The sequence below is a fragment of the uncultured Ramlibacter sp. genome (assembly GCF_936925435.1).
In the GTDB taxonomy this organism is placed as follows: domain Bacteria; phylum Pseudomonadota; class Gammaproteobacteria; order Burkholderiales; family Burkholderiaceae_C; genus Ramlibacter.
The window spans coordinates 1-21,040 of the sequence record NZ_CAKZHQ010000020.1 but is presented as its reverse complement, the minus strand read 5'-3'; the positions used below and the strand labels follow the sequence as shown (position 1 = coordinate 21,040).

17 protein-coding genes are annotated in these 21,040 nt (G+C 64.6%); 7 read left to right on the top strand and 10 right to left on the bottom strand.

Translation table 11 applies throughout. From position 1 onward, the window contains the following. Positions 1 to 13: 13 nt before the first annotated feature. The 6 genes from Q0632_RS09705 to Q0632_RS09690 form a co-directional block, all read right to left on the bottom strand. Positions 14 to 481 (bottom strand): nuclear transport factor 2 family protein, encoded by a 468-nt coding sequence (locus Q0632_RS09705; RefSeq protein ID WP_298928121.1) that lies wholly within the window; start codon positions 479 to 481, stop codon positions 14 to 16. Between the two features lie 401 nt (positions 482 to 882). Next, positions 883 to 1,164, bottom strand: a complete 282-nt coding sequence (locus Q0632_RS09700) for a hypothetical protein (RefSeq protein WP_298928117.1) — start codon at positions 1,162 to 1,164, stop codon at positions 883 to 885. A 181-nt stretch (positions 1,165 to 1,345) separates the two neighbouring features. Next, on the bottom strand, positions 1,346 to 2,107 hold the full coding sequence (locus Q0632_RS22365) for a helix-turn-helix domain-containing protein (protein WP_367181185.1): 762 nt from the start codon (positions 2,105 to 2,107) through the stop codon (positions 1,346 to 1,348). A gap of 196 nt (positions 2,108 to 2,303) precedes the next feature. Further along, positions 2,304 to 2,564, bottom strand: coding sequence for a helix-turn-helix domain-containing protein (locus Q0632_RS22360; RefSeq protein WP_367181184.1), 261 nt, complete (start codon positions 2,562 to 2,564; stop codon positions 2,304 to 2,306). 132 nt (positions 2,565 to 2,696) lie between these two features. Beyond that, positions 2,697 to 3,641, bottom strand: a complete 945-nt coding sequence (locus tag Q0632_RS09695; protein ID WP_298928114.1) for a hypothetical protein — start codon at positions 3,639 to 3,641, stop codon at positions 2,697 to 2,699. 270 nt (positions 3,642 to 3,911) lie between these two features. Then, positions 3,912 to 4,964, bottom strand: coding sequence for a site-specific integrase (locus Q0632_RS09690; protein ID WP_298928111.1), 1,053 nt, complete (start codon positions 4,962 to 4,964; stop codon positions 3,912 to 3,914). A 128-nt stretch (positions 4,965 to 5,092) separates the two neighbouring features. Between Q0632_RS09690 and dusA the strand changes: the two genes are divergently transcribed. Together dusA and Q0632_RS09680 are read left to right on the top strand one after the other, a co-directional pair. Further along, the gene (gene dusA / locus Q0632_RS09685; protein WP_298928108.1) at positions 5,093 to 6,082 is read left to right on the top strand and encodes a tRNA dihydrouridine(20/20a) synthase DusA; all 990 of its coding nucleotides are present in this window, start codon (positions 5,093 to 5,095) and stop codon (positions 6,080 to 6,082) included. 90 nt (positions 6,083 to 6,172) lie between these two features. After that, positions 6,173 to 7,051 (top strand): pirin family protein, encoded by an 879-nt coding sequence (locus tag Q0632_RS09680; protein ID WP_298928103.1) that lies wholly within the window; start codon positions 6,173 to 6,175, stop codon positions 7,049 to 7,051. Here the strand turns inward: Q0632_RS09680 and Q0632_RS09675 are convergent. Further along, positions 7,048 to 8,145, bottom strand: a complete 1,098-nt coding sequence (locus Q0632_RS09675; protein ID WP_298928100.1) for a PHB depolymerase family esterase — start codon at positions 8,143 to 8,145, stop codon at positions 7,048 to 7,050. The two genes, Q0632_RS09680 and Q0632_RS09675, sit on opposite strands and share 4 nt — an antisense overlap. A 148-nt stretch (positions 8,146 to 8,293) precedes the next feature. On the opposite strand from Q0632_RS09675, the gene Q0632_RS09670 reads away from it, so the two are divergent. From Q0632_RS09670 to Q0632_RS09650, 5 genes are read left to right on the top strand one after another with little or no spacing between them, the layout of a single operon-like run. Then, the gene (locus Q0632_RS09670; RefSeq protein ID WP_298928097.1) at positions 8,294 to 10,606 is read left to right on the top strand and encodes a bifunctional salicylyl-CoA 5-hydroxylase/oxidoreductase; all 2,313 of its coding nucleotides are present in this window, start codon (positions 8,294 to 8,296) and stop codon (positions 10,604 to 10,606) included. Continuing rightward, on the top strand, positions 10,603 to 11,457 hold the full coding sequence (locus Q0632_RS09665) for an enoyl-CoA hydratase family protein (RefSeq protein WP_298928094.1): 855 nt from the start codon (positions 10,603 to 10,605) through the stop codon (positions 11,455 to 11,457). Before Q0632_RS09670 ends, Q0632_RS09665 begins: the two co-directional genes overlap by 4 nt. A gap of 1 nt (position 11,458) precedes the next feature. After that, positions 11,459 to 12,619, top strand: coding sequence for an acyl-CoA dehydrogenase family protein (locus Q0632_RS09660; protein ID WP_298928090.1), 1,161 nt, complete (start codon positions 11,459 to 11,461; stop codon positions 12,617 to 12,619). Continuing rightward, complete coding sequence (locus Q0632_RS09655) at positions 12,616 to 13,014, top strand: RidA family protein (RefSeq protein ID WP_298928085.1); 399 nt, start codon at positions 12,616 to 12,618, stop codon at positions 13,012 to 13,014. The genes Q0632_RS09660 and Q0632_RS09655 overlap by 4 nt, the downstream gene beginning before the upstream one ends. 23 nt (positions 13,015 to 13,037) lie before the next feature. Continuing rightward, complete coding sequence (locus Q0632_RS09650; RefSeq protein WP_298928082.1) at positions 13,038 to 14,222, top strand: acyl-CoA dehydrogenase; 1,185 nt, start codon at positions 13,038 to 13,040, stop codon at positions 14,220 to 14,222. Between the two features lie 469 nt (positions 14,223 to 14,691). Here Q0632_RS09650 and Q0632_RS09645 read toward each other — a convergent pair whose 3' ends face one another. The 3 genes from Q0632_RS09645 to mfd form a co-directional block, all read right to left on the bottom strand. Next, the gene (locus Q0632_RS09645; protein ID WP_298928079.1) at positions 14,692 to 15,501 is read right to left on the bottom strand and encodes a GNAT family N-acetyltransferase; all 810 of its coding nucleotides are present in this window, start codon (positions 15,499 to 15,501) and stop codon (positions 14,692 to 14,694) included. A 633-nt stretch (positions 15,502 to 16,134) separates the two neighbouring features. Then, a complete protein-coding gene (serB, locus tag Q0632_RS09640; RefSeq protein WP_298928076.1) occupies positions 16,135 to 16,863 on the bottom strand; it encodes a phosphoserine phosphatase SerB in 729 nt (242 codons plus the stop codon). Positions 16,864 to 16,944: 81 nt separating this feature from the next. Continuing rightward, the coding region (gene mfd / locus Q0632_RS09635; protein ID WP_298928073.1) for a transcription-repair coupling factor at positions 16,945 to 21,040 on the bottom strand (4,096 nt) is incomplete at its 5' end.

The window sequence follows — 21,040 nt, the reverse complement described above, 5'->3', positions numbered from 1 at the left end:
TTAGAGGACCGGCTTACAAGCCGAGTTCAGTCAAGCCGGGGTGCTCGTCCGGCCGCCGGCCGAGGGGCCAGTGAAACTTCCGATCTGCCTGGGTGATGGGCAGGTCATTGATGCTCGCGTGCCGGTGAATCATCAGACCGAACGCGTTGAACTCCCAGTTCTCGTTGCCGTAGCTCCGGTACCAGTTCATGGAGTCGTCATGCCATTCGTACGCGAACCGAACCGCGATCCGGTGCGCCTCGAAAGCCCATAGCTCCTTGATCAGTCGGTAGTCCAGCTCGCGCTGCCACTTGCGCTGAAGGAGGGACTGCGCGGCCTGTCGTCCTGACAGGAACTCCGATCGGTTGCGCCAGTGAGTGTCCTCGCTGTAGGCCAGCGCCACGCGCGCAGGATCGCGTGTGTTCCAGCCGTCTTCGGCCAGGCGAATCTTTTGCACGGCAGTGTCGCGTGAAAATGGGGGCAAAGGGGGGCGGGTTTCCATGTTCGGGCCAGTCGTTTTGGAGGTTGAAGGGCGTCTGCGATGTGGATTGAGGTCAGAAGTGAAGGCGGCCCAAGGATCAAGCGTTGGCGCCTTCGGCATAACTTCTTTCCCGGATGTTCAGCAGAGCGCCCACTTTGGAGCAGGACCAGCTTCTGAACCTCCTTCCTTCGCCCTATTTACCTCTACTCATTCGGTGTCTCAATGGGCAGTACGGCTCGCATGCACCCGGGTCGATCGGCGATTGCCTTTTTTGAGGATTGGCCCTGTCTGGTCTGATAGCGCTACAACGTCTGTTTTGGATGGCGAGAGCGGACGTCACCGCCGGATTGTTCATCCGGCGGTCACGGCGTGGATCCACCCGCTAGTTGATCGGTCTGGGCGGGCGGAGCTTGATGCGCAGATTACTTTTTCTGCTTCTTGCGACGGGGCCCCCCTGGGTTTCGCAGCTGGTACCAGCACTCGCTAGCATCGATCAGGATGAGCCAACCTTTCGCTTTCATCTTTGCCAACGCCCGATGAAAACCCGCTTCAGTTAAGCGCGAAAAGCGCAGGAATTCGAGAGTCGTTTCGATGGTGACATACCCCATTTCGTCGGCGCTATCTGCAAGTACCAAGGCAAGCAGGTATTCACCACCGCCGCTCGGGTAATGCTCCATCACAACTGCGGACCACACTCCACTCATTTGAGCTCCTTTGTCAACTGTCAAGCAATTAGAAAATCCACTCACTAGGAAACCGTCGGGGGCGAAATTACCCTCAGGGCGCCTAGCCCCCAAAGAACCTACGGGGGGTGCACGTGCTCGTGTCTGATGGGGAAACTTGGTGCTCACGACTGCTGTTCTGTCATGGAATGGGCACATCGAGTTAACCCTCCTTGCTGACGTCGCGGTTAATGGGTTGCCTGTGCCGAGTGCTTAGCAATTGATCAATCCTCTGGCGGATCTCGACTGGCGGCGGCACCGCGTGACGGTCTCGGGTGGCGAGCATTCGCGCTGTCTCGTTCGCATCGATGTAGGGCCGCGGAGAACCAGGGGCCGCTGCGCCAGCGTGCGCTGCGCTCCCGCGCTCCCGAATAACCCAGGAGCGGAAGCTGACATCCCAACTTGTGCGCAGCTCGACGGTCGCGAGATAGTGGTCGCGGAAGTTTTCAATCACGGTCACCAGGTCCAGGTCTGGTCGCTTCTCACATGCCCACGCATGCAACTTCGCGTCCGGCCTCCAGTCCTCAGGGATGCGGTGCTTTGGTGCTGAGCGTTGCTCTTTCTCCTGTTTTTTGATGTCTTCTGGATGTGCTGGTGTCTCGGGTGCGCCAACCGCACCGCTCCCGTGCGTCTCGCGTACGGGTGGGGGTGCGTCTGCCGTACGGGGTAGGGTCTCTCCCGCACCGGTACGCGCGGCATACTGGCTTCGGATGGCATCGAGGAGCAAGGTCACCCTGTTGTTGCGCCCCTTCACCCTGTCCACCCTGATAACTCCGCAACTTTCCAAGGCCTTCGTGGCCTGGATAACGGCCGTCCGACTCAGACAGGTCCACTCGCAGATCCAAGGCAAAGATGGCCAGCAGAAGCCGGCATCGTCAGCGCGGTCTGCGAACGCCATGAGAACGCCCTTACGGGCGGGGCTCATCGCCAGTGGGCGACAGAGGTTCGTCACTCGGTTGCTCACTCGTTGCACTTCCAGGGCGAAGTCTTCATGCTCAAATGGAAACTCGTTATCTGTTGCGCGGATGTGGCCAGGGCGGCGAGGTCAGGAGAACGGAAACTGGGGCCCCACGAGTGCACAGAGCAAGTTCCGGTTGTGAGCGCAAACACATGGGAGCCAGTCACAGAGCGGTCCTCGCAGCGCTGGCGGAGCGATCGCGCACCTGGCGGTCGAGAAACTCGCGGACGCCCGCTCGCGGGTAGAGGACGCGATTGCCAATGCGAGAGTAGGCGGGGCCCTTATGCCTCTTGCGCCATGCCTCCAAAGTTCCGAAAGTGACCTTGCAGAGCGTGCAGACGTCTTCTTCGGTAAAGCAGTCCAGGGACTGCGCCAGCTCTTGAATGCGCGAGGGATAAACGTTTGTGTCGTCGGGGGAAGCCATTCCTGCCTCATCGGTACATTTGATGACCGAATATCAGCGTCAGTGGCTCTGCCGGATAGCTCTCCAAACGTAGAAAACCTCGGCGTCCGGCATGAAAACCTGACCCGAGGTTCGAGGGAAAGGGTGGGTAGGTTACCCAGGTGTCTTCGGCGCGCCGCCCTTTGTCATCCAGTTGGAGACGGCCGCACATTCCCCAATGGCCTTGCCGGAGAGGTCGAACCGGCTAGCGTTCTCTGTAAGCCACTTCTCTAGGCTTTGCTTCGTGGTGCTACCGGGCAGGGGTTCGGTGACGGCCTCCCACGCATGCACCGCTGCGGCCAACTTGGGCGTGTAGCGAGGATGATCCGGTCGGAGGTAGTCTGAGACTGGGGTGCCGGCAGCGGGTTTCTCGTCTTTGCTCGTGGCCTCGGGGAGCTCTAGGTGACGCCTCAGCGCTCGCCGACGCATCAGATGTGCATCTCCTGTCAGCTCGTAGCAGTCCGGACCGGCGAACATCCAGTCATGCGCTTGCTTGTCGTGAACTTTGATGAACACGTCATCCATCCAGTCTGGAAGAGGCTCCGGCGGGAGTTTTGCTTCGAGCTGGCGCCCGATCAGCAGGAACTGCACGACCGGGTCGCTGTTGTCGGCGAGGGTGTATGTGTCGTCCGGACCCTGCCTGTATAGCGGCAGCCCATTGCGTACGAACCATGCGGGATCGTTAACGAACATGCCCAAAGCACTGTGGGCCTCCTCCAGCAGGACTGCCATTTCTGTCAAGGGGGTGAGGATTCGAGCGTCATGCTTCGGAACGCGCCGGCCAAACCTACTGTCCATCAACTCAATTTGGTAGTGGTATTGGATAGAGCTCATGCGCAGCGCGTCACGCGCTTCCCGCCACACGAAGTTGTATAAGGACACGAAATCTTCGTCGAGCGGAGGGGACGGACCTTCTGAAGCCTCCGCTATCAGCTCGGCTGCGAGCCTCCGGTCATTGACCTGGGCGAATGGAGGTCTGGGGGATTCGTGGGTTAGGTCGGCCCAACTGCGAAACAGCTCGTCCTCGGGCATCTCGTTGTTTAGGTACCAACTGGCCATGGTCCGACTAAAAACATCGGGGCGCTCTATTGCGATGCGCCCAATGAGATAGGAGACTTCGTCTAGGTCTCGGGTATGAGGGGCAGTAGTGGAGGTCTCTGATTTGTCTTCGTTCATGGTCTAGCTAGCACAACCCGTTGAGGAGCCGCGCTTGCCTGTCAGGCGCGGCGTTCCGGAGATCAGCGTAGGCGCTACTTTATTGTCCCTCACGCCCCGGATGTGCCACGGGCAGCTTTTGCCTTTGCTGCGCTCGGCAATGCAGGCGACTTCTCAAGCCTGAAACGTCAGGGCTCGTTTCTCAATCGCCGAGTGCACGTCCTCCGGCTTGATGTTGGTGTAGCGCTTGAGCATCGCCCAGGTCTTATGCCCGGTGAGCAGTGCTACACGCGGAATGTCCAGTCCCATGCGGAAGAACTGCGCCGTCGCGCGATGCCGAAGATCGTGGAAGTGCAGATCAATGATCGGCGGCGTCACCTTTTGACAGGCGCGCGTGAATGCCGATGAGACTGAGGCTGCACGCACTCCAAAGATTGAGCCTAGCTCACGGTTCTCCAACAGCGGCTCTATGATCGCCCATGCGTCGGGCAGCAGGGGAACCACCTGATCATTTCCATGCTTCTGCTGCGGGTCCTTGCGATCCCGAATGATCACGGTGCGACGCTGGCGGTCAACGTCTTCGACCGCCAGTGAGCAGATTTCGTTTTGCCGCATGCCCGTAGCCAGCGCGACCCGACAGAGCAAGGGCATGTCGATACGCTGGCGCGGGTTGGCCTGCCAATACTCGAACAGACGCTGCAGTTCAGAGTCCGCGGGTTCGCGCGATCGCTCCTTGCTGCGGGTGTCCAGGCCGCGCACCTTCAGACTGGCGCGCGCCTCTACTGCCAGCCTGTCGTTAATGTCCAACTGCCGGGCGTGCCGGCCCCACTTCAGTACCGCAGACAGGAAAGATAGATCACCGGCGACTGTGACGCCGCCGGCGCCGGCCTTTACCCGTCGATCGATGAAGTCACGCAGAACAACTGCATTCAGCGCGCCGAGCCGTATCTTGCCTAGCTCGCGGACCAACATGTCCAGGGTGGCAGCCTTCGTCTTCCCAGGAATGCGGCCGTGGCTGCCACGGTACTTCTCCACAAGATCAGCGAAGGTAGCCTCTTTGGGTACGGGGGCGAATCCCCCCGCGGCGATGTGGTGGGCCTGGCTCTCGACGACAACCGCCCAGTCCCGGGCCTCCCGCTTAGTGGGGAAAGTGGCCGCGCGGTAAAGTCCTGCTTTCCGGACCTGAACCCTCCACTTGCCGCTTGGGAGCTTCTGAAAAGTGGGCAACGTGTGCACTCCATGTGTGACAAATCGTGTATCGATTATGGCTTTGAGATGTACTTCCTGTGCACTTCGTGTGCACTTTTTATCGCACACGACTTGTTTTATGGCACGATGAAGAAGTTATTTTCCTTATGAATCAACATCTTAACATTGGTCGCATGAGTGTCGCTCCGATGATGGATTGGACCGACCGCCATTGCCGCTACTTCCACCGGCTGCTGAGCCGCCACGCCCTGCTGTACACCGAGATGGTGACCACGGGGGCGTTGGTGCATGGCGACGTGCCGCGCCACCTGGACTTCAACGCCGAAGAACACCCGGTCGCTCTGCAACTGGGCGGCAGCGATGCCGGCGAGCTGGCCCATAGCGCCAAGCTGGGCCAGCAATGGGGCTACGGCGAGATCAACCTCAACTGCGGCTGCCCCAGCGAGCGGGTCCAGCGCGGCTCCTTCGGCGCCTGCCTGATGGCCGAGCCGGCCCTGGTGGCCGACTGCGTCAAGGCCATGGTCGATGTGGTGGACCTGCCGGTGACGGTCAAGCACCGCATCGGCATCGACAAGGACGAGAGCTACGGCTTCGTGCGCGACTTCGTCGGCACCGTGGCCGAGGCCGGCTGTGAGACCTTCATCGTCCACGCGCGCAATGCCTGGCTCAAAGGCCTGTCGCCCAAGGAGAACCGCGAGGTGCCGCCACTGCGCTACGAACTGGTCCATCGCCTCAAGCAGGAGTTCCCGCGGCTGGCCATCTCCGTCAATGGCGGCATCACCACCAGCGCCCAGGTCGGCGAGCAGCTGGCCGCGGTGGACGGCGTGATGCTGGGCCGCGAGGCGTACCACAACCCCTGGTGGCTGGCCTCCTGGGACAGCGCCTTCTTCGGCGCGCCCGTGGACGAGGGCAAGACGCGGGAATCGGTGGAATTGCAGATGACCGAGTACATGGCCCGCGAGGCGGACCAGCACGGCACGTCCTGGAGCCACATCGCCCGCCACATGCTGGGCCTGCGCAACGGCCTGCCCGGCGCGCGCCGCTGGCGCCAAGTGTGGAGCGACCACAAGCTCAAGGGCCTGCACCCGCGCGACGTGATGGCGCTGGCGCACGATGCGGTCGCCAAGGCGGCGTGACGTCCCGCTGGCGGGACAGTGTTTCCTGAAATCCTGCCCTGGTGGATGGGCTCCGTCATCCCCATCTGCAGCTCTGACAAGGAGTTATCCATGAAGAAGCTGGTGTCCATCCGCCGCAGCCAGGACCACCACTGGGTTGGCGACGGTTTCCCGGTGCAGAAAATCTTTTCCTACAACGACACGCCGCAGGCCCTGTCGCCTTTCCTGCTGCTGGACTACGCAGCGCCCACCAGCTTCGCGCCGACCACACATCAGCGCGGCGTGGGTCAACATCCGCACCGCGGCTTCGAGACCGTGACCATCGTCTACGAGGGCGAGGTTTCGCACCGCGATTCGGCCGGCGGCGGCGGCACCATCGGCCCTGGCGATGTGCAGTGGATGACGGCCGGTTCGGGCCTCGTGCACGAGGAATACCACGGCCCGGATTACGCACGCCGTGGCGGGCCGTTCGAGATGGTCCAGCTTTGGGTCAACCTGCCGGCCAGGGACAAGATGGCCGCGCCCGGCTACCAGGGCATCACCGACGCCACCATCCCCAAGGTCGACCTGCCGCAGGGCTCAGGCTCGGTGCGCGTCATCGCGGGCGAGTACGGTGGGGCGCGCGGTCCCACGCGCACCTTCACGCCGATGAACGTCTGGGATCTGCGCCTGAAGGCGGGCCAGCCGGTGGAGTTCAAACTGCCCGAAGGCCACACCACGGCGCTGATGGTGCTCAAAGGCGCGATCCGCGCCGGCGGCAGCGAGCAGGTGGTGGGCGAAGTTGAAATGGCGGTGATGGAGCGCGCCGGCGACCTGCTGCGTGTCCAGGCCGTGCAGGATGCCACGGTGCTGCTGCTGTCGGGTGAGCCGATCGATGAGCCGGTGGTGGGCTACGGCCCCTTTGTGATGAACACCGAAGAGCAGATCCACCAGGCCTTTGCCGACTTCAAGGCCGGCCGCATGGGCCGCATCACTGCAGCCGCTGCCTAGCCGCGCTGCCGGTGCTGCAGGAAGAACCGCAGCATCTGCGCCGACGCGTCCGGACCGGCCGGGTCGGTGAAAGAGCCCGAGGCATCGCCGCCGGACCAGGCGTGCGGGCTGGCCGCGACCGACCAGCTTTCCAGCAGGCTTTTTTTGTCACCATCCTGCCAGCGGGTGCAGGCAGCGGTCCGCGCACCGGCGCCCTGTGCCTGCTTGCTGCTTGCCAGCTGCGTGCCCCGGGCGGTCCATGCGGCCAGTTGCCCATCGACGATGGCGTCCGCGTTCTTCGACGACACGGTCTTGTCGGCCGTGCCATGGAAAACGATGGTCGGGACGGCCGCAGCCTTGGTGGAACGTGAGCCCGTGCCCTTGCGCATGGCGCTGAAAGCCGAGGGCATGTCGTGGGCCGCGCCGGCGGGCAGGCCGGAATGGATGCCGACGGCGGCAAACACATCCGGATAGGTCTGGCCCAGCACCGCCGCCATGGCGCCGCCGGCGGACAGGCCTGCCACATAGATGCGCGCAGGATCGGCGTCGTGCTCGGCAGCAACCTGCTGCACCAGGGCGGCGAGCATGGCCGGCTCACCGGCGCCACGGCCCTGGTGGCCGGGCTCGAACCAGTTCCAGCAGCCCATGCCATTGGCCTTGCGCAGCTGTTCAGGGTACAGAACCAGTACTTTCTCCTGCTCGCCCAGCGCGTTCATGGCCGTGCCGCGGGCGAAGTCAGCCGCGTCCTGCTTGCAGCCGTGCAGCATCACCACCAGGGGGAGCTTGCCGTCGGCCTCGGAGCGGGAAGGGACATAGAGGTGGTAGGGATGGCGCTCGCCGCCGAAGTCAAAGCTGTGCGGCAGGAAGGAAGAGGGGCGCGCGGCCTGGCTGCGCCCGGCGGGGAGGGACGGTGCGGAAACCTTGTCCGACGGTGGGCGCTGGACCTCGCGGTAGGTCACATCCGTGACATCCGCGACGCCGGCGGCCGGCGGCTTCGGCGCTTCGGGCTCGGGGTGGCCCGCCAGGGCCCGCTGGATGGCACGGGTGGCCTCCAGCAGGCGGCCCTGGCTGGTGAGCCGGGTGGCCTGCATGAGATCCGCCGCTGTGATTGCCATTGCTGAGCTCCGGTTTAATTGTTGCAGTGCAGCATATCGGGCATTTGACCAGGATCACAAGCCCCGTCCAGCTCATTTGTGACGAATTCTTTGCCGCCCAGATGCTTTAAGCCTAAAATATATAGGTCGGTACTTTTTTGGAGCGCGCATGAACATCGTCTGCATTGGCGGCGGCCCCTCGGGCCTGTATTTCGCGCTGCTGATGAAGAAGCAGAACCCGGCCCACCAGGTCACGGTGGTCGAGCGCAACAAGCCCTACGACACCTTCGGCTGGGGCGTGGTGTTCTCCGACCAGACCCTGGGCAATCTGCAGGCGGCCGACCCGCAGACGGCGGAGCAGATCCTGGACGCCTTCAACCACTGGGACGACATCGAGGTCAACATCCGCGGCCACAAGATGGTCTCGGGCGGCCACGGTTTCTGCGGCATAGGCCGCAAGCGCCTGCTCAACATCCTGCAGGCACGCTGCGAGGAGCTGGGCGTCCAGCTGGTGTTCGAGACCGATGTGCAAGGCGACGAGCAGTACCCGGATGCCGACCTCATCATCGCCTGCGACGGCCTGAACAGCCGCATCCGCAGCAAGTACGCCGCCAGCTACCAGCCCGACGTTGACCTGCGCCAGTGCCGCTTTGTCTGGCTGGGCACGCACAAGAAGTTCGACGCCTTCACTTTCGCCCTGGAAGAGACCGAGCACGGCTGGTTCCAGGCCCATGCCTACCAGTTCGATGCAGACACCTCCACCTTCATCGTCGAGGCGCCGGAAGAGGTCTGGCGCAAGGCTGGCCTGGAGAGCATGGAGAAGGAAGACGCCATCGCCTGGTGCGAGAAGCTCTTTGCCTCCACGCTGGACGGCCACAAGCTGATGTCCAACGCCAGCCATCTGCGCGGCTCGGCCCAATGGATCCGCTTCCCCCGCGTGATCTGCAAGACCTGGGTCCACCACAACGGCAAGCAGCCGGTGGTTCTGATGGGCGACGCCGCCCACACAGCGCATTTCTCCATCGGCTCGGGCACCAAGCTGGCGCTGGAAGATGCGATCGAGCTGGCGCGCAGCATCGCCAAGCACCCCGGTGATCTGGACGGCGCGCTGCGGGACTACCAGGCTCTGCGCAGCGTCGAGGTGCTCAAGATCCAGAACGCGGCACGCAACTCCACCGAGTGGTTCGAGAACGTGGAACGCTATGCCGGCCTGCCGCCCGAGCAGTTTGCCTATTCATTGCTCACCCGCAGCCAGCGCATCAGCCACGAGAACCTGCGCCTGCGCGACAAGGCCTTTGTGGAAGGCTATGAGGACTGGCTGGCTGGCAAGCCGGGTGTGCCACCCATGTTCACCCCCTACACGGTGCGCGGCGTCACGCTGAAGAACCGTGTCGTCGTGTCGCCGATGGCGCAGTACTCCTGCGTGGACGGCCAACCGGCCGACTACCACCTGGTGCACCTGGGCGCGCGCGCCATGGGCGGCGCTGGCATGGTGGTGGCGGAGATGACCTGCACCTCGGCCGACGCCCGCATCACGCCCGGCTGCCCCGGCCTGTGGAACCAGGAGCAGATGCAGGGCTGGAAGCGCGTGGTCGATTTCGTCCACGCCAACAGCGACGCGAAGATCGCCATGCAGTTAGGCCACGCCGGTGCCAAGGGCTCGACCGGCCTGCCCTGGGAGGGCGGGGAGGACAAACCTCTGGCCTCGGGCAACTGGGCTTTGCTCTCGGCATCGCCCCAGCAGTACCTGGATGGCATCAGCCACTGGTCCAAGGCCATGACGCGCCAGGACATGGACAGTGTGCGCGAGGACTTCGTGCGCAGCACGCAACTGGCGGCGCAGGCCGGCTTTGATTGGCTGGAACTGCACTGCGCCCACGGCTACCTGCTCTCCAGCTTCATCTCGCCCCTGACCAACCAGCGCACCGATGCCTACGGCGGCGCGCTGGCCAATCGCCTGCGCTACCCGCTGGAGGTCTTTGCCGCCATGCGCGCCGCCTGGCCGCAGGACAAGCCCATGTCGGTGCGCATCTCGGCGCATGACTGGGTGGAGGGCGGCATCACGCCGGACGACGCGGTGGAGATCGCGCGGGCCTTCAAGGCGGCTGGCGCCGACATGATCGACTGCTCCTCGGGCCAAGTCAGCAAGCAGCAAAAGCCGGTCTATGGCCGCATGTTTCAGACGCCGTTTGCCGACCGCATCCGCAACGAGGCCGGCATTCCCACCATCGCCGTCGGCGCCATATCGGACGCCGACCAGGTCAATAGCATCATCGCCGCCGGCCGCGCCGACCTCTGCGCCGTGGCACGGCCGCATCTGGCATCGCCCTCCTGGACCCTGCTGGAAGCGGCGAAGATCGGCTACACCGGCGCTGCCTGGCCCAAGCAGTACATCAGCGGCAAGAGCCAGCTGGAACGCAACCTGGAGCGCGAGAAGGCCATGGCCGCTGCGCCCGTCCGCAATCCCGAGGAGACACAATGACAAGCAAGCAACTCGACCCGCAGCTGGCAGCAGGCAACCGCCAGCAACTGGCCGGCCACAAGGCCGAACACTTTCTGTGGGAGGTCAAGGACGGCGTGGGCACGGTCACCCTGAACCGCCCCGAGCGCAAGAACCCGCTGACTTTTGATTCCTACGCCGAACTGCGCGACCTGTTCGGCCGCCTGAAGTACGCGACCGACGTGCATGCGGTGGTGGTCACCGGTGCCGGCGGCAATTTCTGCTCCGGCGGCGACGTGCACGAGATCATCGGCCCCCTGGTCAAGCTGCCCGCGCCCGAGCTGCTGATGTTCACCCGCATGACGGGCGACTTGGTCAAGACCATGCGTGCCTGCCCGCAGCCCATCGTGGCCGCCATTGACGGCGTCTGCGCCGGCGCCGGTGCCATCGTCGCCATGGCCTCCGACCTGCGCCTGGGCACGGCGCGCAGCAAGACAGCCTTTTTGTTCAACCGCGTCGGCCTGGCCGGCTGCGACATGGGCGCCTGTGCCATCCTGCCGCGCATCATCGGCCAGGGCCGGGCCAGTGAACTGCTCTACACCGGTCGCTCCCTGGGCGGCGAGGAGGGCGAGCGCTGGGGTTTCTTCAACCGCATCTGCGAACCCGATGCTGTGCTGGCCGAAGCGCAAAAGCTGGCGCTGGATCTGGCGCAAGGGCCGAGCTTTGCCAATGGCATCACCAAGACCATGCTGCACCAGGAATGGGCCATGACCATCGAGCAGGCCATCGAGGCCGAAGCCCAGGCCCAGGCGATTTGCATGCTGACCGAAGACTTCAACCGCGCTTACGAAGCGTTTGTCGCCAAGCAAAAACCCGTTTTTCAAGGCAACTGAGATGGCCGACACCTCTTACCTGGACTGGCCGTTCCTCGAGGAACGGCACGGCGCGCTGCAGCGCGAACTCGACGCCTGGGCGGCGCAGCACGTTGCCCATGCCCATGGCAGCGATGTCGACGCGGAATGTCGCAAGCTGGTCAAGCAACTGGGCACCGCCGGCTGGCTCCAGCACGCCGTGGCGGGGGAGGGCGGCGAGGCCATCGACACCCGCGCCATCTGCCTGATCCGCGAGACCCTGGCCCGCCACAACGGCCTGGCCGACTTCGCCTTTGCCATGCAAGGCCTGGGCTCTGGCGCCATCAGCCTGCAAGGCACGCCCGAACAAAAAGAACGTTACCTGGGCCGCGTGCAGCGCGGCGAGGCGATTGCAGCCTTTGCCCTGTCCGAGCCCGAGGCCGGCTCCGACGTGGCGGCCCTGCAGTGCACGGCCCACATCGAGGGCGACCAGGTCATCCTCAACGGCGAGAAGACCTGGATCTCCAATGGCGGCATCGCCGACTTCTACGTGGTCTTCGCCCGCACCGGCGAGGCGCCGGGTCCACGCGGCATCTCGGCCTTCATCGTCGATGCCGGTACGCCCGGCTTCGAGATCGCCGAGCGCATCGAGGTGATCGCGCCGCACCCCCTGGCCCGCCTGCGTTTCACCGACTGCAAGGTACCGCTGGCCAACCGCATCGGTGCGGCAGGCGAGGGCTTCAAGGTGGCGATGCGCACCCTGGACGTGTTCCGCACCTCGGTGGCGGCCGCGGCACTGGGCTTTGCCCGTCGCGCCATGGACGAGGCCCTGGAGCGGGCCACCACCCGCAAGATGTTCAACCAGACCCTGGCCGACTTTCAGCTGACGCAAGCCAAGCTGGCGACCATGGCCACCACCATCGACAGCGCCGCCCTGCTGGTCTACCGGGCAGCATGGCAGCGCGACCAGGGCAAGGCCGTGACCAAGGAAGCCGCCATGGCCAAGCTGGCTGCCACCGAGGGCGCGCAACAGGTCATCGACGCGGCAGTGCAGATCTTCGGCGGCATGGGCGTGGTCAGCGGCAACATGGTGGAGCGCCTGTACCGCGAGATCCGGTCCCTGCGCATCTACGAAGGCGCGACCGAGGTGCAGCAACTGATCATCGCCCGCGAACTGCTCAAGCAACTGGGAGACAAGCAATGAACGCACAAGTGATCCTGCCCGAGGGCTGGCCCCGGCCCAAGGGCTATTCGAACGGCGTGGTGGCGCAGGGCCGCATGCTGTTTATCGCCGGCATGATCGGCTGGGATGAGCAGGGCGTCTTCCACAGCGACGATTTTGCAGTGCAGGCCATCCAGGCACTCAAGAATGTCGCCGACGTGCTGCGCCAGGCCGGCGGCAAGGGCGAGAATATCGTCCGCATGACCTGGTACGTGACGGACAAGCGCGAATACCTCGCCGCCGGCCGCGAGATCGGCGCCGCCTTCCGCGAGATCATCGGCAGCTACAACGCCGCCATGACCGCCGTGGAAGTCAGGGCCTTGATCGAGGACCGCGCCAAGGTCGAAATTGAATGCACTGCCGTCTTGCCTGACTGAACGCACACAAGGACTGAATTCTCATGGCCTCTTCTTCCAAAGCCGCCTTCCATTGGGACGACCCGCTGCTGCTGGACCAGCAACTGACCGACGACGAGCGCCAGGTGCGCGATGCCGCCGCCGCCTACTGCCAGGAAAAGCTTCTGCCACGCGTGACACTGGCCTTCCGCAACGAAACCACCGACGCCGCCATCTTCCGCGAGATGGGTTCGCTGGGCCTGCTGGGCGCGACCATCCCCGAGCAGTACGGTGGCGCCGGCCTGAACTACGTCTGCTACGGCCTGGTGGCGCGCGAGGTGGAACGTGTGGATTCCGGTTACCGCTCGATGATGAGCGTGCAGTCCTCCCTGGTGATGGTGCCGATCAATGAATTTGCCAACGAAGCGACCAAGCAGAAGTACCTGCCCAAGCTGGCCAGCGGCGAGTGGATCGGCTGCTTCGGCCTGACTGAGCCGAACCACGGCTCGGACCCCAACAGCATGATCACGCGGGCCAAGAAGGTCGACGGTGGCTACAAGATCAGCGGCGCCAAGATGTGGATCACCAACAGCCCGATCGCCGACGTGTTTGTCGTGTGGGCCAAGGACGACGAAGGCTCGATCCGCGGCTTCGTGCTGGAGAAGGGCTGGAAGGGCCTGAGCGCCCCCGCCATCCACGGCAAGGTGGGCCTGCGCGCCTCCATCACCGGCGAGATCGTGCTCGATGAAGTGTTCTGCCCGGAAGAGAACGCCTTCCCCGAGGTGCGCGGCCTCAAGGGCCCCTTCACCTGCCTGAACAGCGCCCGCTACGGCATCGCCTGGGGCGCGCTGGGCGCGGCCGAGGACTGCTGGCACCGCGCCCGGCAGTACGTGCTGGACCGCAAGCAGTTCGGCAAGCCGCTGGCGGCCAACCAGCTGGTGCAAAAGAAGCTGGCCGACATGCAGACCGAGATCACCCTGGGCCTGCAAGGCTGCCTGCGCCTGGGCCGCATGAAGGACGAGGGCACGGCTGCCGTGGAGATCACCTCCATCATGAAGCGCAACTCCTGCGGCAAGGCCCTGGACATCGCCCGCCTGGCGCGCGACATGATGGGCGGCAACGGCATCAGCGACGAGTTCGGCGTGGCCCGCCACATGGTCAACCTGGAAGTCGTCAACACCTACGAAGGCACGCACGATATCCACGCCCTGATCCTGGGGCGCGCGCAGACTGGCATTTCGGCTTTCTGACCCAGCCCCGTTCGGGCCGGGCCGACCATCCGTTCGGGCCGGGGCGACTACCCGTTCGGGCTGAGCTTGTCGAAGCCCTTCCTCGCAGGCTCTCACCCGTGCCTGCGCCGGCCGGTGTCCGGGCTGCGGCCTACGGTCATCGTGCCGCCTGCCGGCGGCATTCCCTGTGACGCCCGGGAAACGTGTCTTCATTCTTTGATTAAACCGGTGCCGGTCGCCGGCGCATGCCCAAAGGCCGCAGCCCGGACACCGGCCGGCGCCGGATCGGCGGTGGTGGCTGGCTTGCGATTCGCAACCCGCACGCACGCACGCGGCTTGGTGGATGCCTTCTGGGCGCCGTTTCAGAGACGAATTGGACTGTAGCCCCCGGGAAATGGACTTCTCGTGCTATGAATTCAGAAGCGGCCGTACTGTGAAGCGAAGTGTCAACTAAAGCGATGCAAGCTCCACGTCCGTGTCGAGTGACTTGTTAGACCTCACCGTCAGCCCTCCCCACTCGTTGCCAAGAATAGACAGGGAATTCAATGCTTGGAATGAATCCCAGAGCTTGGGCCAATTGTCCTGAAGCACGGTTGTCTTTGAAGCAATCCCATCCAGGCTGCAGCCCTCGACCCAAGCATTCCTGAATGTAAGCCGAAGCGACTGCTCTCGCCATCCCTTGCCTCTTGTACGGCTCCAGCGTAAGTATGTCGATCTCCCGGTGTGATCCACTCACAAAGACGGAGTAGCAAAGACTCACAACACGCCCTCGCGTGAGTACGCAGAATCCGAGTCCATTTCGTTCAAACTCCTCTTCTGACTTCCACGTTCCGCGAATCCACGGGTACGAAGTGTCCGCCACATCGCGCATAAGTGCGGCGTCCAGCTTGGCCAGTGTGAAGTTCTCTGAAAGCACTTGCGGCGCACGCTGACCGAGGAATGTGCCTGCGTCGAACTCATAGCCGATGCGCTCTACTTTCTTTACCGGCGCCGTAGCGAGCGAGTCCAGTACCGGAACCCAGCGCTCGTGACCCGGGTACAGGATGAAGAAGTCCTGCTCCAGGTGGCTATACAGCCAGTTCAGGCAGGCGTGCGCGAATTCAGCATCGGCTACGGCGCCAGCAAGTACGCAGAAGCCATTGTCATAGAAGAAACCGACCGAGGGGTCAGCAGGCCTCCGGAGAAAAACTTTTCCTCTGGTGTGGCCCGATAGAACGGCGCCAGCAATCGCTGGTCCGACGTGAAGCTCATCGAGGAGCGAGCCCGCTACAGCAAAGTCATCCTCTCGCAGCTCGATCACAGAACCTCGCTGGCGTAAATCAAGATGGTGAGCTCCTGTGAGGTCTAACGTAATGTCTGCCGCAAAACCTGCGGTTTAAATTGGCGGCTGCGGCCTAATCTGGACACGGATTTCCTCCTCAAGTGGCTTCTGGCTTGGCTTTGCGCCCCGGCGCCAGAAATTCATCCAGTTATAAATTGCCCCACCAAACCCGGCAAGCAAAAGCTGGCGCGATGTGCACTGACGCCACGCCAACCTCGGTCGCCAAGCCGCATGCGGGCGGGCTGCGGGGCGCTTGGGTCGGCCGCTTGTCCAGCCTGCGCCGAGTCCATTCCTATCTGCCAAGGACCATCGCAAGCCCGCCACCACCGCCGATCCGGCGTCGGCCGGTGTCCGGGCTGCGGCCTTTGGGCATGCGCCGGCGACCGGCACAGGTGGGTCCGGAGAGCGCGGTGCGTTTTCCGGGCGTCACAGGGAATGCCGCCGGCAGGCGGCACGATGACCGTAGGCCGCAGCCCGGACACCGGCCGGCGCGGGCTGAGATGTCTGCAAGCGAAGGGGCTTCGACAGACTCAGCCCGAACGGGGATGGAAGCCCTGGGTCCCCGCCTCCGCGGGGATGACGCGGCGCGTCACCTGCTTGGGGATGACGGGACTAGGCCCGCACGACTTCCAGCAGCCGGTCCAAACCACCAGAGTTGATCGCCACCATCGCCTGCTCGCGCACCTTCGGCTTCGCGTGGTAGGCCACGGAGAGGCCGGCGACGGACATCATGGGGAGGTCGTTGGCGCCGTCGCCCATGGCGATGGATTGCTTGGGATCGATGCCCAGTTGGGCGCAGGTGGCCAGCAGCATCTTGCGTTTTTCCTCGCCGTCGCAGATGTCGCCCCAGTCCTGGTCCACCATGCGGCCGGTCAGCTGGCCGCAGTTGGGGCCGGACTCGATCTCCAGCACGTTGGAGCGGGTGTAGTCGATGCCCAGCAGGGCGCGCACATGGTCGGTGAAGTAGGTGAAGCCGCCCGAGACCAGCAGCACTTTCAGTCCGGCGGCCTTGCAGGCTTTCACCAGGTCGGCGGCGCCGGGGTTCAGTTGCAGGCGCTGGGTCAGCACTTCTTCCATGTGGGCCACCGTCACGCCGCGCAGCAGGGCCACGCGCTGGCGCAGGCTCTCCTTGTAGTCGGTGATCTCGCCGCGCATCGCGGCTTCGGTGATGGCCGCCACTTCTTGCTTGCGGCCGGCGGCGTCGGCGATCTCGTCCACGCACTCGATGTTGATCAGCGTCGAGTCCATGTCGAAGGCGATCAGCTTGAAGTCCTGCAGGCGCAGGGGCGGCGTGAAACCCTGGATGGCCAGGCCGGGGGCAAAGTCGGTGGGAACGGTCATTTGGCAATTTTACGAAGAGAGTAGGCCTCTAGCTCCCGTCCAATGGACCTGGGATGCTATGAAAAGAGGAGCGATTGCCGTTCATGCGGGCTGCGCCAGCTTGGGTTGGCCGAGGGAACGCAGCACGTCGCGCACGAACTGGGCCCTGTCCTTGGGCTCCTTGATCTCGCGCTCGATGCGCAGCTTTTCGTTGCCGGCCAGGCGGATGTGCTTGTTCTTCTGCACCAGCTCGATGATGCGCATCGGGTCCACCGGCGGGTTGGCCTTGAAGGTGATGGTGATGACGCCGGGCGCGGCATCGACCTTCACCACGCCGTAAGGCCGGGCCAGCACGCGCAGGCGGTGCACGTCGATCAGGTTCTGCGCCTGGGGCGGCAGCTTGCCGAAGCGGTCGACGATCTCTTCGAGCAGGGCGTCGATCTGGTCCGGGTTCTTGGCCGTGGCCAGCTTCTTGTAGAACGACAGCCGCAGGTGCACGTCGCCGCAGTAGTCGTCTGGCAGCAGGGCGGGGGCGTGCAGGTTGATGTCGGTGGCCACCGACAGCGGCGCCAGCAGGTCGGGCTCCTTGCCCTCCTTCAGGGAGCGCACGGCCTCGGCCAGCATCTCGTTGTACATCTGGAAGCCGATCTCCAGCATGTTGCCGCTCTGGTTGTCGCCCAGCACCTCGCCGGCGCCGCGGATCTCCAGGTCATGCATGGCCAGGTAAAAGCCCGAGCCCAGCTCCTCCATCTGCTGGATGGCGTCCAGCCTCTGGCCGGCCTGCTTGGTCAGGCTTTCCTTGTCCGGCACCATCAGGTAGGCATAGGCCTGGTGGTGGCTGCGGCCGACCCGACCTCTGAGTTGATGCAGCTGCGCCAGGCCGAACTTGTCGGCGCGGCTGATGACGATGGTGTTGGCTGTCGGCACGTCGATGCCGGTCTCGATGATGGTGGAGCACAGCAGCATGTTGTAGCGCTGGGCCACGAAGTCGCGCATCACGTGTTCCAGGTCGCGCTCGGGCATCTGGCCATGGGCCACGGCGATGCGCGCCTCGGGCAGGAGCTCCTCCAGCCGCAGGCGCCGGTTCTCGATGGTCTCCACCTCGTTGTGCAGGAAGTAGACCTGGCCGCCGCGCTTCAATTCGCGCAGCACGGCCTCGCGGATCACGCCGTTGCCCTCGTCGCGCACAAAGGTCTTGATGGCCAGGCGGCGTTGCGGCGCGGTGGCGATCACCGACAGGTCGCGCAGGCCTTCCAGCGCCATGCCCAGGGTGCGGGGGATGGGCGTGGCCGTCAGCGTCAGCACGTCGACCTCGGCGCGCAAGGCCTTCATCGCCTCCTTGTGGCGCACACCGAAGCGGTGCTCCTCGTCGATGATCAGCAGGCCCAGGTTCTTGAACTTGGTCGACTCCGACAGCAGCTTGTGCGTGCCGACCACGATGTCGACGGTGCCGTCGGCCAGGCCCTTGAGCGAGGCCGTCACCTCCTTGGCCGAGCGGAAGCGCGAGACCTCGGCCACCTTGACCGGCCACTTGCCGAAGCGGTCGACCAGGGTCTGGTAGTGCTGCTCGGCCAGCAAGGTGGTGGGCGCCAGGAAGGCCACCTGCTTGCCGCCGGTCACGGCCACGAAGGCCGCGCGCAGGGCGACCTCGGTCTTGCCAAAGCCCACATCGCCGCAGACCAGGCGGTCCATGGGCTGGGGCGAGACCATGTCCTGGATGACGGCGTGGATCGCGCCCTTCTGGTCGGGCGTCTCTTCAAAGCCGAAGTCGTTGGCAAAGATCTCGTAGTCCTGCGCCGAGAAGCGGAAGGCATGGCCTTGCCGCGCCGCGCGGCGCGCGTAGATGTTCAGCAGCTCCGCCGCGGTGTCGCGCACCTGCTCGGCGGCCTTGCGCCTGGCTTTTTCCCACTGGCCCGAGCCCAGCTTGTGCAGCGGCGCCTCGTCGGCCGAGACGCCGGTGTAGCGGCTGATCTGGTGCAGCTGCGCCACCGGCACGTAGAGGATCGCCTTGTCGGCGTACTCGAGATGCAGAAATTCGCTCGAGCCCTGGCCCAGGTCCATGTTGACCAGGCCCTTGTAGCGGCCGATGCCGTGGGCTGCATGGACCACCGGGTCGCCCACGTTCAGCTCCGACAAGTCCTTGATCAGGGCCTCGACGTCGCTGACCTGCTCCTGCCTGCGGCGGCGGCGGCCGCTAGGGCCGGTGGAGAACAGCTCGGTCTCGGTGACCAGGTCCAGGCCTTCTTCCAGCCAGCAAAAGCCCTGGGCCAGGCCGGCGGTGGCGATGCCCAGCATCTCGGGGCTGGCCTGGAACTCGGCCAGCGAGTCGAAGGCCGGCGGCGACAGCTGGCTGGCGCGCAGAAAGTCCAGCAGGCTTTCGCGCCGGCCATCGCTTTCGGCCAGCAGCAGCACGCGGTGCGCCGTGTTGCGCAGGTGGGCTTTGAGCCTGGCCAGCGGGTCCTCGGCGCCGCGCACCACCGTCAGCTCGTCGAGCTTCTGGAACAGGGCGCTGTCTTCGATGTCGGCCACGCCGGGCCGGATGGCCAGCTGGGCGTGCTCGTTGGCGCGGCCATAAAACTGCTCGGCCGAGAGAAACAGGGCCTCAGGGGCGATGACGGGACGTTCGGGGTCGCCCTGGGCCAGCCGGTAGCGCTCCTTGGTGTCGGTCCAGAAGCGCTGGAAAGCCGGCTCCAGGTCGCCGTGCAGGACCACGGTGGCTTCGGTGCCCAGGTAGTCGAAGACGGTGGCCGTTTCGTCGAAGAACAGCGGCAGGTAGTACTCGATGCCGGCCGTGGCCACGCCGGCACCCATGTCCTTGTAGATCCGGCTCTTGGTCGGGTCGCCTTCGAGCCGCTCGCGCCAGCGCCGGCGGAATTTGCTGCGGGCGTCGTCGTCCATCGGAAACTCGCGGCCCGGCAGCAGCCGCACCTCGGGCACCGGGTACAGGCTGCGCTGGCTGTCGGGATCGAAGGTGCGGATGGAATCGATCTCGTCGTCGAACAGGTCGACCCGGAAGGGCACGAGCGAACCCATGGGGAACAGGTCGATGAGGCCGCCGCGCACCGCGTACTCGCCGGGGCTGACCACCTGGGTCACATGGCTGTAGCCGGCCAGGGTGAGCTGGGCCTTGAGCTTGGCTTCTTCCAGCTTTTGCTTGACCTTGAACTCGAAGGTGTAGCCGGCCAGGAACGAGGGCGGCGCCACCCGGTACAAGGCGGTGGTGGCCGGCACGATGACCACGTCGGCGCCGGTGTCCTTGTCCTTTTGCGAGATGCGCCACAGCGTGGCCAGGCGCTCGCTGATCAGGTCCTGGTGCGGGCTGAAGGTGTCGTAGGGCAGCGTTTCCCAGTCGGGGAACACGGCCACGCGCAGGCCCGTTTCGAAGAAGGGCAGTTCGTCGGCCAGCCGCGGTGAGTCAGAGGGTTCAGCCGTGAAGATGGCCAGCACGCGCCGCGGCACGCCGCGCGTGAGCAGGAACACCATGTCGACCTTGACGTGGCTGTCCTGCGCCAGCAGGCCGGGTGGGGCGTCCAGGCGGTCGAAGACGCGGTAGCCGGGCTGGCCGCTGGCGCGCATCTGGGCTTCGAAGCGGGGCAGGTCGGCACGCGCCACGCGCTGCCCGTAACCCAGGGCCTGCAGGGGCTCCGGTGCGCTGCCGGACTGGGCGAGCTGGGCGGCCTGGGCGGCCACCGAGAAGGCGCCGGTGATGACCGCCTGACTGGCGATGATCGTGGCGAAGGTCGCGAGGATCACGATCGGCAGCAGCGCCCAGGACGGGAACATCAGAAAGAAGGGATCTGAGGCCGTCGAGGGGTCGCTCAGGACCAAGGCGCCCTGGCCGAGATAATTCAGGACAAGTGCCGGGAAGACCAGCGCGAACCAGGCCAGCTGAATGGGCTTGCGTCCGAAATGGCCAAGGTCAGCGTAAAGGGCTTCCGCACCTGTCACCGTCAGGAAAACGGCGCCGAGCACGACGATGCCGAGGAAGCCTTCGCGCACCAGGAAGGACGCGGCATACCAGGGATTGAAGGCGGCGAAGATGCCGACATCATCGAAGATATGGTAGATGCCGCCGGCTGCCATGACAATGAACCAGACCGCGGTGATCGGGCCGAAGAAGCGGGCGACTGCGCCCGTTCCACGCGACTGGACCGCAAAGAGGCCAATCAGGATCGCCAGCGAAATGGGGACGATGAAG